Source organism: Rhizobium esperanzae (assembly GCF_002204185.1).
Lineage (GTDB): Bacteria > Pseudomonadota > Alphaproteobacteria > Rhizobiales > Rhizobiaceae > Rhizobium > Rhizobium esperanzae.
Genome location: NZ_MXPU01000011.1, coordinates 174,581 through 187,445 on the forward strand (window position 1 = coordinate 174,581; position 12,865 = coordinate 187,445).

The following is a 12,865-nucleotide window of genomic DNA, read 5'->3' on the forward strand; positions in this document are numbered from 1 at the left end:
CCGCGATAGACGGCAGGGTCCGAAGGTAAAACAGGGTAAGTCGTAAACAGGCTAACAGGGATAAACCGATGGCACGCTTTGAAATGCACAATGCTGAAACGGCCACCGTGGGTGGCGACAACAACAGCGCCGATGTCTTCTGCGAAATGGGTCTGATGTACGCAACCGGCCGCGGCTGCGTCGTCGATCTCGTTGCTGCCCACAAGTGGCTGAACATTGCCGCGATCAAGGGCAACGACCGCGCCGCCGAGCTTCGCGCCGACGTGGCCGCTGCCATGAACAAGATGCAGCTCGTGGAAGCACTGCGCGCTGCCCGCGAATGGATGACCGTCCACTAACGCATCGGCCCGAAATCCGGTTCGGAGTTTCGGAAAGGACGATACGAAGATCGAAGGTATTAGAGCGTCGTTTGTGCGTCCGAAAGGCACACAAACGACGCTGCCGTTTGAGCGGGTCCGTGCTTTCAATTCTCTGATATCGAAAACAGTCAATTGTCGGTATTGGGGTCGCTCAAACGTTCTTTGCTGGACGAGGCGATACCTCGTCGATTGCAACGACACTTGGAGATCAAAACATGGCGCTCAAGCGAATGGACAATGTCGGAATCGTCGTCGAAGACCTCGGAGAGGCGATTGATTTCTTTCGCGAGCTCGGCCTCGAATTGGAAGGGCGGGCGACGGTCGAAGGCGAATGGGCCGGACGTATTACCGGACTGGGAGATCAGCGTGTCGAGATCGCCATGATGCGCACACCGGACGGCCACAGCCGGCTTGAGCTCTCCCGCTTTCTGGCGCCGCCTGTCGTCGCGGATCACCGGAACGCCCCGGTCAATGCCCTCGGCTACCTCCGCGTCATGTTCGCGGTGGATGACATTGACGAGACGCTTGAGAGGCTCCGCGGGCGCGGCGCGCAGCTCGTAGGGGAAGTCGTTCAGTATAAGGATGCGTATCGGCTCTGCTACATTCGCGGACCTGAAGGGATTCTGATCGGCCTCGCCCAGGAACTCAGCTGATCGCAACACGCAGGCAAATGGCGAAGACCCGACCATGTCGGCGAACGGACAGGAATGACAAGCTCAGGCGAGCGTCTTCAGGACTTGCGGCAGCGCTTCCTCGAACAGCGCCATCTCAGCCTCCGGTCCGACGCTGACGCGGATGCAGCGATTGAGCGGCGCAACACCCGGCATGCGGACGAAGACGCCGTGATCCATCAGGCCATCGACGATCGCCCGCGCATGGGCGCCGTCGCGACCGGTATCGATCGCCACAAAATTCGTTGCCGAGGGCAGCGGCTCAAGACCGTTTGCCCGGGCGATGCGGCCGATCCGCTCCCGTGCTGCATGGATTTTCCCGACCACCTCGGCCAGATAGGCCTGATCCTTGAGCGCGGCCAGTGCTGCAGCCGTCGCCAGCCGGTTCATGCCGAAATGATTGCGGATCTTGTCGAAGGCCTGTGCCGTGCCTGAGGTCGAGATCACGTATCCGGTGCGTGAGCCGGCAAGCCCGTAAGCCTTGGAAAAGGTGCGGGTGCGCACGATGTTGGGCAGCTCGATGAGCGAGGCGATCGACGGCAGCGAATGTGCCGGCCCGGTTTCGCTATAGGCTTCGTCCAGCACCATCATCGTGGTCTCGGGCAGCGCCCGGGCGAAAGCGACAATACTGTCGGCGTCCCACCAGCTTCCCATCGGATTGTCGGGATTGGCGAAATAGACGAGGGGCGCATTCTCGCGCCTGACCGCGTCGAGCAGCCCGTCGAGATCCTCGCGGTCGTTTGCGTAGGGGACGGTCACCAGCCGGCCGCCAAAACCGGCGACATGGAAATTGAATGTCGGATAGGCGCCGAGCGAGGTAACGACGGGTGCCCCCGGTTCGATCACCAGCCGGACGATCTGGCCGAGCAATTCGTCAATGCCGCCGGCGATGGCGATATTGGCGGCCGTCACACCAAGATGCGCGCCAAGCGCTTCCCTCAGCGCGAAATTTTCCGAGTCGTTGTATTTCCAGATGTCGCGTGCCTCTTCGCGCATCGCGGCAAGCACGGAGGGGGCCGGGCCGAAGCCATTCTCATTGGCGCCGATGCGCGCCAGAACGGCACGTCCGCGCTGGCGTTCGATGGCTTCGGGACCGACGAAGGGAACTGTGGAGGGCAGGGCGCTGATGAGGGGCGTGAAGCGCGAGAAGGCGGACATGCGAAGGCGGTTTCCCGGACATGTTGAGATCAGGCGCAACAATAGGCCCGGGCTCGGCCAAGGCAAGCAAGATTATTCCGCAGCCGCAGCGCTCACACAGCGCGTCCTTTTCAAAGCGGCGGGGGCGACGTAGCGCTTTGAATTGCCGAACAATTTGTCCTTGGGTCATTTCCATCCAAGGACTTATGCGGGACCGGCGGCGAGCCTCGTATCGCGGAACATCGGTGCACGCCGGGCGTCGATCGCTTCCATATTGCCGACAAGGAAATCGGCGCGCACGACGCGGCGCAGAACCTCGGGGTCCAGGAGGTTGATGAACCGTACGCCGATGCGTTCCTTATTGCGATAGACTTCGGCGCAGCCGATGCGATAGGCCAGGCCGAGAATGTTGAGATAATAATGTTTCGGCAGACCGGCGGTGGTCGACACGATGAAGGTTGCGCCGCCCTGCGATATGTCGATGATCTCGGCGCTTCGCATCGAGACGCCGGTGAGGCACGGCCGGACGGCGACGATACGGGCCGGGCGCTTGACGTTGAACTCTTCCCAGCGCAGGTCGTAAATGGCGGACTTGACCGTTGCAAGGTGTGTGGCGCGGAGCATAGTCATCTTGCATTCTCCGTCAGACAGGGCACAATTGGGGTTCTTGCTCTGGAGCAAGCTGATCTTGCTTCAGCCACGGTCACATGAATGTTTTGCACATTCGTCAAATATAAAAAGACAATTTTAACGAGTTCAAATTTTGTTTCCATGCGGGACGCCGAATGTTCACAATCGGTACGCAGACTGTGCCGCCAAAACGTATTATGGACTGTGCCCCTACCGATTTCGGCGCAGTTTTCCCGAACTCTTTCAATGGCCGGGCGTTCTGCCTAAAGCATGTCGCGCACAAGTGTCAGCGGTTTTGCGGTAACGACATGCGTAAAAACAAACAGCGAAAGCGCAAGGAGCGAATCAGAAAGATCGCGACGCGCTTTCGATCGATGAAGCAAGGGCGCTTCGATGACGACAGCGAGGAGTTGAAGATGACCGACATCAGAATCCCCGGGAAATCATGGGTCGTAGTCTGCAATGGAGCCAAGGCCCTCATCATGCAGAACGCCGGCGATGCCCAGCTGATGAACCTGAAGGTGTTGGAAACCCTGACGCAGCCGAACGAGCCCGATCGCGAGCTCGGCACCGACAAGCCTGGCCGCAGCCATGCCGCTGATGGATGGAGCCGCAGCGCTGTCGAAGAGACCAGCTGGCAGGAGCAGGCCGAAGCGCAATTTCTGAAACATGTGGCGGAGCGAATGGACGAGCTGACGCAGGCAAAGGATGCACGCCGTATCGTCCTCATCGCGCCCCCGAAGGCGCTCGGCGCCCTGCGGCCGGCGCTGAGCGCCGAGACGCAGGCGGCGATATCGGCGGAACTGGCGAAAGACTATACCAATCTGCCGATAGACGAGATCGAGCGGCATCTCGCCGCGTGATGAAACCAACCGATGAGCTAACGCGGGCCGGTTGGCCGGTGTTCTTGTTCGTTTCAGACCAACGGTCTCTCTCCGGCAAACAGATCTTCATGATCGGCAAACAGTTTGGCCAGGCGATCGATGACCGTCCTGACTTCAGGCCTTTGCCGCTCGTCGTCATGCGCGACGATCCACATCTCGTAGGTCAATTCATCGATAACAGGCCCGGCGCGGACGAGCTTGCGCTCCTGGTCGCCGATGAAACAGGGCAGCACGCCGCGGCCGGCGCCGCCTCGGATCAGGTAAAAGAGCATATGGGGCGTGTTCGTCCAGCTGGTGATCCAATAATCCGGCTGTTCGAAAGTCCACTTGTCCGCCGGTGTGATGGCGATGTCCGTTCCGAGCGAGATCCAGTTGCAATTGGTCTCGTCATAATCGGCTGCCTGATAAACCGCATGCGCCACCTTGACTGAACGGCGGATCGCGACGTTGCCGCCATCCGGCCGGCTGTGGCGAATGGCGATATGCGCCTCGCGATAGATGAAATCGACGCTCGCGTCACAGGTCTTGTAGCACATGCGAAAGCAGTCTTTCGGCGTCCAGACACTGGCCAGGTGATCGGCGATGAAGCGCGACGTCCAGCTGTCGACGACCGTCGACACAATCGGCAGCGTCAGCACTTCACCGCGCCAGTCGGAGATCGCCCGCGCCGCATCCTGCATCAGCCGGACGCGATCGAGCAGTTCCTGGCCGTCCTTTGCAAGCAGGTAGCCTGTGGGGCCGCGGTTGAACAGCGACCGGCCGGTCACCCGTTCGAGCGCCAGCATGCGCCGGCCGATCGTCGGCGCACTGAGCCCCGTCCGCGCCGCCGCCGCCGAAAGCCCGCCGCCGGTCGCGACATGGAAGAAAAGCTGCAGATCGTCCCAGCTCGCCTCTTTCATGGATGAAAACCCCCTTTCCTCCATGCCTCTACATAGCGGGGGCGTGAAGGCCTAGCTGAACTACTCCAGCAATAGATGGAGGATAGGCAATGCTTCTCAACTGGGTAGTTTTCTTCAACGAAGTCGCGTCCAGCAATTACCGGATGCGCCGCGATCCCATGGCCGATCCGCTCGATGGCCCGGAATGGCGCGGACTTCTCTGGATCATACCGATCATCGCGCATCTCTCAGCAAGAAGAGGCGAGGCCAGGAGGCCGCGCCCCGATCGGGCGGCGATTGGAGGCGGCCTCAGTTTTCGAAGCTCAATCGTAGCACGTGGTGCAGGAATTCCGGATTGAGCAGCATGTTGAAGCTGATCGTCACCAGTTCGTCTTCGCGTTTGACCACGGTGGCGCCGATCTCGTCATGGATGCCGAGTATTTCGAGAAAGAAATGGCTCGGCATCTCCAGGCTCGGACTGACTTCGAGCACCGCGCCGGCAAGTGTGATCGTGCGGATCAGGCAGCGCACCTGCGTCCCGGTGCTGAGGTGATGGCCAACGAAGATGATATTGCCGGGCCTGTCGAGGTGAAACTCCCTGTAGGCACGTTCCGGCTTGGGGTGTTCTGTGTCGAGGTGCATCTGAAAGGCCCTTTTAGCCTCCGCTCATCGTAAGCAGAGAATAATGCAAGAGTGCTGACGATTGCTGAAGATCATCGTTAAGGTTGAAGGCTGTTGCTGAAAATCGCTGAAAATCGCACCGATTCCGTCCAGATCTGCTCAAATTCGCGCAATTCCGCGGGCGATCGCGCCATTCTTGACATGCCGACGGCAATCGCGCATACAAAGCCCGGTTCGAGGCACCGGCCGCTCGCGGATGAAAATCCATGGTGAAGCCCTCGCGATCATGGTCACGGCCCCTTGTGCATGCTGACTGACGGCAACGCGAGCTCCCATTTGCAGTCGAAGAGCATGCCTTGCGAAGGCCCACTCATGACGACCTATCCCGGCATTGAAGAACTGAAGGCCCAGGCCAAGCGCTTGCGCCAGGCGATGAACGATCGCGGCACCGCGCTGACCCACAGTGCGGCCTTGGAAATGATCGCCCGACAGCACGGCACGCGCGACTGGAACACGCTTGCGGCTCTGGCGGCAAGGCCCGATGCGACTGCGAAAACGCCGCTCTTCGTCGGCGCCCATATTCGCGGACGCTATCTCAATCAGCCGTTCACTGGCGAAATCCTCTCGCTTTCGGCTCTGCCGGGCGGCCTCCACCGGATCACTATCCATTTCGACGAAGCGGTTGACGTGGTCACCTTCGAGAGCTTTTCAGCCTTTCGGCGGCGCGTGACTGCGCAGATCGATGCCGACGGCGTCTCGCCCAGGAAGACCTCGAACGGCGTGCCTCATCTGGTGCTCGATCTCTGATTTGCTACTCATCCTTTCCAGGCTGCCCGCATGCGCTTGTTCAAGCCGCAGCGGTGTCGCCCGATATCGCGCGGATTTCCCCATGACCGATCCTTCCAAAGGCAATGCCTTCCTGACCGGCTGGCTGCCGGGCGTATTCATCAGGACTGCGGCGCCGATCGTCGCGATCACCACCGTCAACGGCCTTTTTACTGTCGTCGACGCCTATTTCCTGGGCGCCTATGTCGGCCCCGACGCGCTCTCAGCCGTCAGCCTGATCTTCCCGGGGTTAATGCTGCTGGTCGCCCTGCAATCACTCGTCTCGAACGGCATGGGAAGCATCCTCGCCCGCCGGCTCGGTGCCGGCGATCGCCAGGGCGCGCGTCGGGTATTTTCCGGCGCCCATACGCTGGCGCTCGCCGTCATTGTGATCCTCATCACGGTCTACTGGACCCTCGGCGGGCGGATCATCAATGCCGGCGCCGCCGAAAACACCGCTGTAGCCGATGGCGCAATGCTTTTCATGGGCGCGATGGTCGCCTCGACGCCGGTGAGTTTCTTCCTGTCGCTGCATCTCGACGGGCTGCGCTGTGAAGGCAGGATCGGTTTCATGACGGCGGTGACGCTCTCGGCGTCGCTGCTCAACATCCTCGCCAACTGGCTGTTCATGGCAGTGATGCATTGGGGCGTGCTCGGTTCGGCTGCAGGCTCCATCGCTTCGCAATTCGTCTGTCTCGTGGCCGTGCTCGTCTATCGCTGGCGCCGGCCGGCGACGCTCAGACCTGCTCCCGCATTCGCCCTTGTCGAATGGCGCGGCATCGTCGCCTTGGGCGCGCCTATGAGCCTCGGTTTCATCGGCATATCGTTTGCCTCGGCCGCGATTCTGGTCAACGTCTCGCTCTGGAGCACGCGTGACTATACCGCCACCATTGCCGCCTACGGCATCATCACCCGCATCCTGACCTTCACCTATCTGCCGCTGCTTGGTCTCAGCATCGCCCTACAGGCGATCGCCGGCAACAATCACGGCGCCGGCCTTGGATTGCGCGTCGGCCGCAGCCTGCAGATCGCCATGCTCTCGGCGCTCGTCTATTGCAGCCTGGTGGAAATCACGGTGGAATTGCTGGCCGGGCGCATCGGCGCCGTCTTCGTCGGCGATCCCGCCATTATCGCCGAGGTCAGGCGAATTCTACCTTGGACGATCGGCGCCTATTTTCTCTCCGGGCAGATGCTGATCCTGTCGTCCTATTTCCAGTCGATCGGCGATGCGCCGCGCGCGGCGATCTTCGGTCTGTCGCGACCCTATCTTCTCACCCTGCCTCTCACCTTCCTGCTGCCCTTCGTCTTCGGCGAGCAGGGAATCTGGATGGTGCCTGTTTTTGCCGAGGCAGGCATGGTGGCGCTTGCCTTGCTGGTGCTGTCCGAGAATGCCAGGCGCCGCGGCTGGCGATATGGGCTTCTGCCCGCCTGAGACGTGGAAGCCGCGCCTCCCTGGCGCGGCCTCCGTCGATTGCCCTTTATTCCTTGCTGCTCTGAGCGGCCGACGTCGACGCTTCCGCCTCGTTCAGCGCCTCGGCGCATTCCTGACAGCAGACTTCGACGGTCCTGCCGCCGAGCTTGACGGTGATGATCTCGGCGCCGAGTTCGCAGTCGCATGCAGCGCATGTGGTCTTCTTCATCGGGTAATCCTCCATCGATCGTCCCCGGATCGGGACAGCGTCATGAGAGCATCGAAGACCGCATCACCGCTGTCGAAAACTTTAGCGATTATCAATGCGGAAAAGCTCTACGGTCGGCGCCGCAATTGCGCCGAGCGCTGAAATTCGGCCGGAGTCTGACCGAAGGCCTGTTTGAAGGAAGCGCTGAAATGACTATGGCTGGAAAAACCGAGATCGAGGCCGAGTGAGGTCAGATCGTCATACTGGCCGAGCAGATCGAGCGCCCGGGCAAGCCGCAGCCTCAGCTGATAGCGATAGAGCGGCGTGGCCTCGACCTGCTGGAAGACCTGGGTGAGGTAAACAGGAGAAACGCCGACTTCCGACGCGATTTCCGCCAGCGTCCAGCGTCGCGCGAGATCGGAGGAAAGCACCAGCTTTGCGCGGTCGACGAGTTTCTGCCGGCCGACGCTGGCGCCGGCAGCGTGCGAAGTACGCTCGCCGAACGAGCGGCGAACCAGCGTCAGGGCCAGCGTTTCCGCCTCGAGCATTTCGGCGACGTTGCGCCTGAGGCCGTGACGCAGCAGGGCGACCAGCGCCTGCGCGCGTGGGTCGATCCGCCGGCGCTGGCGGCGGAAGGAAAAGGCCGGGCCGGGCTGCGCCTGCTCCTTCGGCGCCAGCTCTTCCAGCATGGATTCGTCGATCGACAGGTCGATGCAGGCGTCGCCGCCCGCGATCGGGTGACTGATCCGATAGCCTTGAGCGGCATTGAAGAACAGCACCTGATTGGCTTCAGCCACAGTATCCGTGCGGCCGACATGGCGCATGAAGACTCCGCGATAGGGATAGACGAGGCTAGTCTTGTGCGCACATTCCTCGTTGCTCTTGTGGCGGCACTCGCCATTGCAGACGACGTCACGAATGGTGACGGTCTTCGTATTCAGGAGCAGTGCTGTTGAAAACTGCGACATCGTATCGTCCGGGTTCAGGCGGGCAGCCCGACAAGGCTGCGCAGGGGCACAGTACCACAGTGAATTTGATGTTTCAGTAGCGGCTGTAAACGTGCACGTCGCTCTCTGTCTGCCCCCGCGAGAGGCCGACATCCTTCAACTGAGCGTCGGAAAGTTCCATCAGCGCATTGTAGTTGCGCCGTTCGCTGATCTTGCGCCCCAGCCAGCGGACCGCGGTGCCGACTGCAGAAAGAAGGCCGGGCCGGATGCGCCGCGAAGAGCGGATATTGCGGGCCGGTATCGTGAAATTCGAGCTGTGCATGATGATCCTCCATCCTCATTGGATGGAGGCAGTGAACCATCACCGACAGTTTGGCGCTGTCAGATTATTTAGCGATCGAGCACGGCCTTCATGCCTTCAGCAGCCATTCGTGCTCGGCGGCATTGTGGAATTTCCAGATTCGCTTCGGCCCGGCCATGACATTGAGATAATAGAGATCATAGCCATGCGTTGCCGCGCAGGGATGATAGCCCTTCGGCACCAGTGTGACGTCGCCGTCCTCGATCGCCATCGCCTCGTCGAGCGAGCGGTCGTCGGTGTAGACGCGCTGGAAACCGAAACCCTGCGGCGGGTTGAGGCGATGGTAGTAGGTCTCTTCCAGAAAGCTTTCGTTTGGCAGGTCGTCCTGATCGTGCTTGTGCGGCGGATAGGAGGAGGTATGGCCACCTGGCGTGATAACCTCGACGACGAGCAGCGAATGCGCCGAATTATCGTCCTCAGGCATGATGTTGTTGACGTAGCGCACATTCGTGCCCTTGCCGCGCGTGACCTGAGGATGGGTGCCAGGCGGGATCGCCTTTGCCTCATAGCTGCCGCCGCCGGGCGCCGAGCAGACAGCCAGTTCCAGATCGGTCTCTGCCGTGACGGACCATGTCGAGCCCATCGGGATATAAAGCGCATGCGGAGCCCCGTCGAAGGGGTTCATCCGCTCACCGAGCGTCCCGAAATCCTTCGCGCCGGCCGACGCCTTGCCCTTGCCGGTCACCCAGACCAGGCAGACCTCGCGTTCGCCGGTTTCCCCAGAAACGGTCTCACCCGGTTTGATTCGATGCAGATCGAAGCCGACATACGTCCACCCGGCATTCTCCGGGGTGACATGCGTCACACGACCATGCGTGCCGGATGGTTTCACCTTGAGGTTTGGCATTGGTGTTTCTCCTCATAACGTTAGCGGGCGCGGCCCCCTCATCCGGCTGCCGCCACCTTCTCCCCGAGGGGAGAAGGGATGTGCCGTGCCGTCTCCATTCCCCCCTTCTCCCCGTCGGGGAGAAGGTGCCCGAAGGGCGGATGAGGGGGCGCCTTGCCCCGACGATGCTATTAAGCCCCCTGGCGGGGGAGGGCCTTCGTCTCGTTACCCCTTCGGGAAACCTTCCGTTTCCACAGTATAACCAGCCGCGGTCATGACGCGCATCAGTTCGGCATGGCCGATCTCGGCCATCTTCTGCGGCGGCGCCTTGCGCGGATCCTGTTCGGCCTCGACGACGAACCAGCCCTCATAGCCATGGTCTGCGAAGCGCTGGACAATGGCGCCGAAATCGAGCGAGCCGTCGCCCGGCACGGTGAAGGCGCCAAGCGCCACAGCATCCAGGAAGGATTGCCGGCTGCGGTCGAGCCCATCCACAACGGATTGGCGAATGTCCTTGACGTGGACGTGGTTGATGCGGGCGTGGTGATTGTCGATGGCGCGCAGCACATCGCCTCCGGCAAAGGCCAGGTGCCCGGCATCGAGCAACAGCGGAATGCCTTCGCCCGAATTGCGCATGAATGCGTCGAGTTCCGGCTCGGTTTCGACGACGGCCGCCATGTGGTGGTGATAAGAGAGCGGCATGCCCTGCTCGGCGCACCATTCGCCGAATTCGGTGACGCGGCGCGCATAGACCTTCATCTCGTCGTCGGCGAGGCGCGGCTTGGTCGCCAGCGGCTTGGAGCGGTCGCCCTGGATAGAGCGGCCGACTTCGCCATAGACGATGCAGGGCGCATTGACCGCTTTGAAAAGCTCGATCATCGGCGCGATGCGGTCCTTGTTGGCCGAGAGCTCCTCATTGACAAGCGTGCCGGAGAACCAGCCGCCGCACAGCGTCACGTCGGCGGCGCGCAGGATCGGCAGCATTTCTTCCGGGTTGCTGGGGAAACGGCGGCCTTGTTCCATGCCGGTGAAACCCGCACTGCGCGATTGCCGCAGGCATTCCTCGAGCGACACGTCGTCGCTAAGCTCAGGAAGGTCGTCGTTCCACCACGCGATGGGCGACATGCCGAGTTTGGCCTTCATCAATATTCTCCTTAAAGACATTGCGGAGGAGCGGGTCGGCTCCTCCGGAAAAATAGGGCTGACCTGTTCAGCCGATGCGCTGGGAGCCGCGGGCTTCGACGTAGCCCTTGCGCGCCTTGTTGACTTCTTCACGCGGGCTGACTTCCGGCACGGCAACATCCCACCAATGGCCGCCGGCTTCAGTGGTGATCAAGGGATCGGTGTCGATGACGAAGACGGATGTACGATCGTTCTTCTTCGAATCGACGATCGCCTGCTCGAGTTCGGCGATGGAACTGACCTTGACGGCTATGGCGCCCATGCTTTCGGCGTGTGCGCGGAAATCGATCTCCGGCATCACCTCGTGATAGGAGTCCTTGAGCAGATTGTTGAAGTTGGCGCCGCCGGTTCCCATCTGCAACCGGTTGATGCAGCCATAACCGCGATTGTCGAGCATGACGATATTGATCTTGAGGCCGAGCATGACCGAGGTCGCGATCTCGGAGTTCATCATCATGTAGGAACCGTCGCCGACCATAACGACGACATCGCGTTCGGGGCGCGCCATCTTGGCGCCGAGCCCGCCGGCGATCTCGTAGCCCATGCAGGAGAAGCCGTATTCCATATGATAGCTGCCGGGCGCCGTCGCCGGCCAGAGCTTGTGCAACTCGCCGGGCAGACCGCCTGCGGCGCAAAGCACCGTCGTGTTCTCACCGCCGAGAGTGCGCGCCACCGCGCCGATCACCTGCGCATCGGAGGGCAGGGCGGTGTTGGTCGCCGCCGTAGCCTTGGCGGCAGCCTCCATCCACACCTTCTTCTCCGCCGCTGCCTTCTCGGCAAGTGCCGCCGGCGCCTTCCAGCCGGAAAGGCCTGCCGAAAGCGCCTTCAGCCCTTCGCGGGCATCGGCCACCACAGGGTGGCTGTCGTGCTTCACCGCGTCATAGGCGGCGATGTTGAGGCCGACCATCTTCAGGCTGTCGTTCTTGAAGAGCGCCCAGGAGCCGGTCGTGAAATCCTGGCAGCGCGTGCCGACGGCGATGACGAGATCAGTCTCTTCGGCGATCGCGTTCGCCGCCGAGGTGCCGGTGACGCCGACCGAGCCGAGCGCCAGCGCATGGGTCTCGTTGATTGACGACTTGCCGGCCTGGGTGACGACGACGGGGATGGCGTGAGCCTCGGCAAAGGCCGCGAGTTCCTTCGTCGCCTGCGAATAGAGCACGCCGCCGCCGGCAACGATCACCGGCTTCTCTGATGCCTTGATAAGGGCGATGGCATTTGCCAGTTCGTCCGCATCCGGTTGCGGCCGGCGGGTTGTCCAGACTTTTTCTTCGAATAGGCTTTCCGGATAATCGAAGGCCTCGGCCTGAACGTCCTGGCAGAGCGACAGCGTCACCGGGCCGCAATCGAGCGGATCGGTCAGCACCTGCATGGCCCGCTTCAGCGCCGTGATGATGTGCTCCGGCCGGGTGATTCGGTCGAAGTAACGCGAAACCGGACGGAAGGCGTCATTGGCAGAGACCGTGCCGTCGCCGAAATCCTCGATCTGCTGCAGCACCGGATCCGGCGCGCGGTTGGCGAAGACGTCGCCTGGGAGGAAGAGAACGGGAATGCGGTTGACATGCGCGACGCCTGCGGCTGTCACCATGTTCAGCGCGCCGGGGCCGATCGAGGTGGTGCAAGCCATGAAGCGCGTGCGGAAATTCGCCTTGGCATAGGCAATCGCGGCATGCGCCATGCCCTGTTCATTGTGGGCTCGATAGGTCGTCAGTTCTCCACGCACCTGATAGAGCGCCTCGCCGACACCGGCGACATTGCCGTGACCGAAGATCGCCCAGACGCCACCGAAGATCGGCACTTTTTTGCCGTCGATAACAGTCATCTGTACTTTCAGGAAATGCGCGACGGCCTGTGCCATCGTCAACCGAATCGTCTTGCCCATCGGGGCCTCCCGAACTTTTAACTCTTTGTCTGGTTTCCCCTCCCCA

16 protein-coding genes are annotated in these 12,865 nt (G+C 61.6%); 6 read left to right on the top strand and 10 right to left on the bottom strand.

Going from position 1 to position 12,865, the window contains the following annotated elements; translation table 11 throughout:
- Positions 1-68 precede the first annotated feature (68 nt).
- Both B5E41_RS17930 and B5E41_RS17935 read left to right on the top strand, forming a co-directional pair.
- Positions 69-338, top strand: coding sequence for a sel1 repeat family protein (locus tag B5E41_RS17930; RefSeq protein ID WP_088395469.1), 270 nt, complete (start codon positions 69-71; stop codon positions 336-338).
- 236 nt (positions 339-574) lie between these two features.
- Positions 575-1,012 (top strand): VOC family protein, encoded by a 438-nt coding sequence (locus tag B5E41_RS17935; protein ID WP_064809969.1) that lies wholly within the window; start codon positions 575-577, stop codon positions 1,010-1,012.
- A gap of 63 nt (positions 1,013-1,075) precedes the next feature.
- Here the strand turns inward: B5E41_RS17935 and B5E41_RS17940 are convergent, their stop codons facing one another.
- Both B5E41_RS17940 and B5E41_RS17945 read right to left on the bottom strand, forming a co-directional pair.
- Positions 1,076-2,188, bottom strand: a complete 1,113-nt coding sequence (locus tag B5E41_RS17940; RefSeq protein WP_088395470.1) for a pyridoxal phosphate-dependent aminotransferase — start codon at positions 2,186-2,188, stop codon at positions 1,076-1,078.
- Between the two features lie 183 nt (positions 2,189-2,371).
- Positions 2,372-2,797 carry a hypothetical protein gene (locus B5E41_RS17945; protein ID WP_064801427.1) on the bottom strand — a complete coding sequence of 142 codons (426 nt, stop codon included), beginning with the start codon at positions 2,795-2,797 and terminating at the stop codon, positions 2,372-2,374.
- Positions 2,798-3,213: 416 nt separating this feature from the next.
- Between B5E41_RS17945 and B5E41_RS17950 the strand changes: the two genes are divergently transcribed.
- Positions 3,214-3,660, top strand: a complete 447-nt coding sequence (locus B5E41_RS17950) for a baeRF12 domain-containing protein (RefSeq protein WP_088395516.1) — start codon at positions 3,214-3,216, stop codon at positions 3,658-3,660.
- Between the two features lie 53 nt (positions 3,661-3,713).
- Here B5E41_RS17950 and B5E41_RS17955 read toward each other — a convergent pair whose 3' ends face one another.
- Positions 3,714-4,580, bottom strand: a complete 867-nt coding sequence (locus B5E41_RS17955; RefSeq protein ID WP_088395471.1) for a LysR family transcriptional regulator — start codon at positions 4,578-4,580, stop codon at positions 3,714-3,716.
- Positions 4,581-4,669: 89 nt separating this feature from the next.
- Between B5E41_RS17955 and B5E41_RS32295 the strand changes: the two genes are divergently transcribed.
- Positions 4,670-4,918: a hypothetical protein gene (locus tag B5E41_RS32295; RefSeq protein ID WP_088395472.1), complete on the top strand. Its 249-nt coding sequence runs from the start codon at positions 4,670-4,672 to the stop codon at positions 4,916-4,918.
- Here the strand turns inward: B5E41_RS32295 and B5E41_RS17965 are convergent.
- Positions 4,869-5,201: a hypothetical protein gene (locus B5E41_RS17965; protein ID WP_088395473.1), complete on the bottom strand. Its 333-nt coding sequence runs from the start codon at positions 5,199-5,201 to the stop codon at positions 4,869-4,871. The genes B5E41_RS32295 and B5E41_RS17965 overlap by 50 nt on opposite strands.
- Before the next feature lie 351 nt (positions 5,202-5,552).
- Between B5E41_RS17965 and B5E41_RS17970 the strand changes: the two genes are divergently transcribed.
- Both B5E41_RS17970 and B5E41_RS17975 read left to right on the top strand, forming a co-directional pair.
- Positions 5,553-5,987 (top strand): glyoxalase superfamily protein, encoded by a 435-nt coding sequence (locus tag B5E41_RS17970; protein WP_245303107.1) that lies wholly within the window; start codon positions 5,553-5,555, stop codon positions 5,985-5,987.
- A gap of 82 nt (positions 5,988-6,069) precedes the next feature.
- A complete protein-coding gene (locus B5E41_RS17975; RefSeq protein WP_088395474.1) occupies positions 6,070-7,437 on the top strand; it encodes an MATE family efflux transporter in 1,368 nt (455 codons plus the stop codon).
- Positions 7,438-7,483: 46 nt separating this feature from the next.
- Here the strand turns inward: B5E41_RS17975 and B5E41_RS31775 are convergent, their stop codons facing one another.
- The 6 genes from B5E41_RS31775 to iolD all read right to left on the bottom strand — a co-directional run bounded on the left by B5E41_RS31775 (position 7,484) and on the right by iolD (position 12,819).
- Positions 7,484-7,645 (bottom strand): hypothetical protein, encoded by a 162-nt coding sequence (locus B5E41_RS31775; RefSeq protein ID WP_164517773.1) that lies wholly within the window; start codon positions 7,643-7,645, stop codon positions 7,484-7,486.
- Positions 7,646-7,752: 107 nt separating this feature from the next.
- The gene (locus B5E41_RS17980; RefSeq protein WP_088395475.1) at positions 7,753-8,592 is read right to left on the bottom strand and encodes a helix-turn-helix transcriptional regulator; all 840 of its coding nucleotides are present in this window, start codon (positions 8,590-8,592) and stop codon (positions 7,753-7,755) included.
- A 73-nt stretch (positions 8,593-8,665) separates the two neighbouring features.
- Positions 8,666-8,893 carry a DUF1127 domain-containing protein gene (locus B5E41_RS17985; protein ID WP_085858984.1) on the bottom strand — a complete coding sequence of 76 codons (228 nt, stop codon included), beginning with the start codon at positions 8,891-8,893 and terminating at the stop codon, positions 8,666-8,668.
- Positions 8,894-8,981: 88 nt separating this feature from the next.
- Positions 8,982-9,779: a 5-deoxy-glucuronate isomerase gene (gene iolB, locus B5E41_RS17990; protein ID WP_088395476.1), complete on the bottom strand. Its 798-nt coding sequence runs from the start codon at positions 9,777-9,779 to the stop codon at positions 8,982-8,984.
- 204 nt (positions 9,780-9,983) lie between these two features.
- Complete coding sequence (iolE, locus tag B5E41_RS17995) at positions 9,984-10,901, bottom strand: myo-inosose-2 dehydratase (protein WP_088395477.1); 918 nt, start codon at positions 10,899-10,901, stop codon at positions 9,984-9,986.
- A gap of 67 nt (positions 10,902-10,968) precedes the next feature.
- Positions 10,969-12,819: a 3D-(3,5/4)-trihydroxycyclohexane-1,2-dione acylhydrolase (decyclizing) gene (gene iolD, locus B5E41_RS18000; RefSeq protein WP_088395478.1), complete on the bottom strand. Its 1,851-nt coding sequence runs from the start codon at positions 12,817-12,819 to the stop codon at positions 10,969-10,971.
- Positions 12,820-12,865 lie beyond the last annotated feature (46 nt).

Coding starts and splice junctions, on each gene's coding strand:
- B5E41_RS17980 (WP_088395475.1), bottom strand. CDS start 8,592: ATGTCGCAGTTTTCAACAGCACTGCTCCTGAATACGAAGACCGTCACC.
- B5E41_RS17965 (WP_088395473.1), bottom strand. CDS start 5,201: ATGCACCTCGACACAGAACACCCCAAGCCGGAACGTGCCTACAGGGAG.
- B5E41_RS17940 (WP_088395470.1), bottom strand. CDS start 2,188: ATGTCCGCCTTCTCGCGCTTCACGCCCCTCATCAGCGCCCTGCCCTCC.
- B5E41_RS17955 (WP_088395471.1), bottom strand. CDS start 4,580: ATGAAAGAGGCGAGCTGGGACGATCTGCAGCTTTTCTTCCATGTCGCG.
- B5E41_RS17985 (WP_085858984.1), bottom strand. CDS start 8,893: ATGCACAGCTCGAATTTCACGATACCGGCCCGCAATATCCGCTCTTCG.
- iolD (WP_088395478.1), bottom strand. CDS start 12,819: ATGGGCAAGACGATTCGGTTGACGATGGCACAGGCCGTCGCGCATTTC.
- B5E41_RS17950 (WP_088395516.1), top strand. CDS start 3,214: ATGACCGACATCAGAATCCCCGGGAAATCATGGGTCGTAGTCTGCAAT.
- B5E41_RS17935 (WP_064809969.1), top strand. CDS start 575: ATGGCGCTCAAGCGAATGGACAATGTCGGAATCGTCGTCGAAGACCTC.
- iolB (WP_088395476.1), bottom strand. CDS start 9,779: ATGCCAAACCTCAAGGTGAAACCATCCGGCACGCATGGTCGTGTGACG.
- B5E41_RS17970 (WP_245303107.1), top strand. CDS start 5,553: ATGACGACCTATCCCGGCATTGAAGAACTGAAGGCCCAGGCCAAGCGC.
- B5E41_RS17930 (WP_088395469.1), top strand. CDS start 69: ATGGCACGCTTTGAAATGCACAATGCTGAAACGGCCACCGTGGGTGGC.
- iolE (WP_088395477.1), bottom strand. CDS start 10,901: ATGAAGGCCAAACTCGGCATGTCGCCCATCGCGTGGTGGAACGACGAC.
- B5E41_RS32295 (WP_088395472.1), top strand. CDS start 4,670: ATGCTTCTCAACTGGGTAGTTTTCTTCAACGAAGTCGCGTCCAGCAAT.
- B5E41_RS31775 (WP_164517773.1), bottom strand. CDS start 7,645: ATGAAGAAGACCACATGCGCTGCATGCGACTGCGAACTCGGCGCCGAG.
- B5E41_RS17975 (WP_088395474.1), top strand. CDS start 6,070: ATGACCGATCCTTCCAAAGGCAATGCCTTCCTGACCGGCTGGCTGCCG.
- B5E41_RS17945 (WP_064801427.1), bottom strand. CDS start 2,797: ATGACTATGCTCCGCGCCACACACCTTGCAACGGTCAAGTCCGCCATT.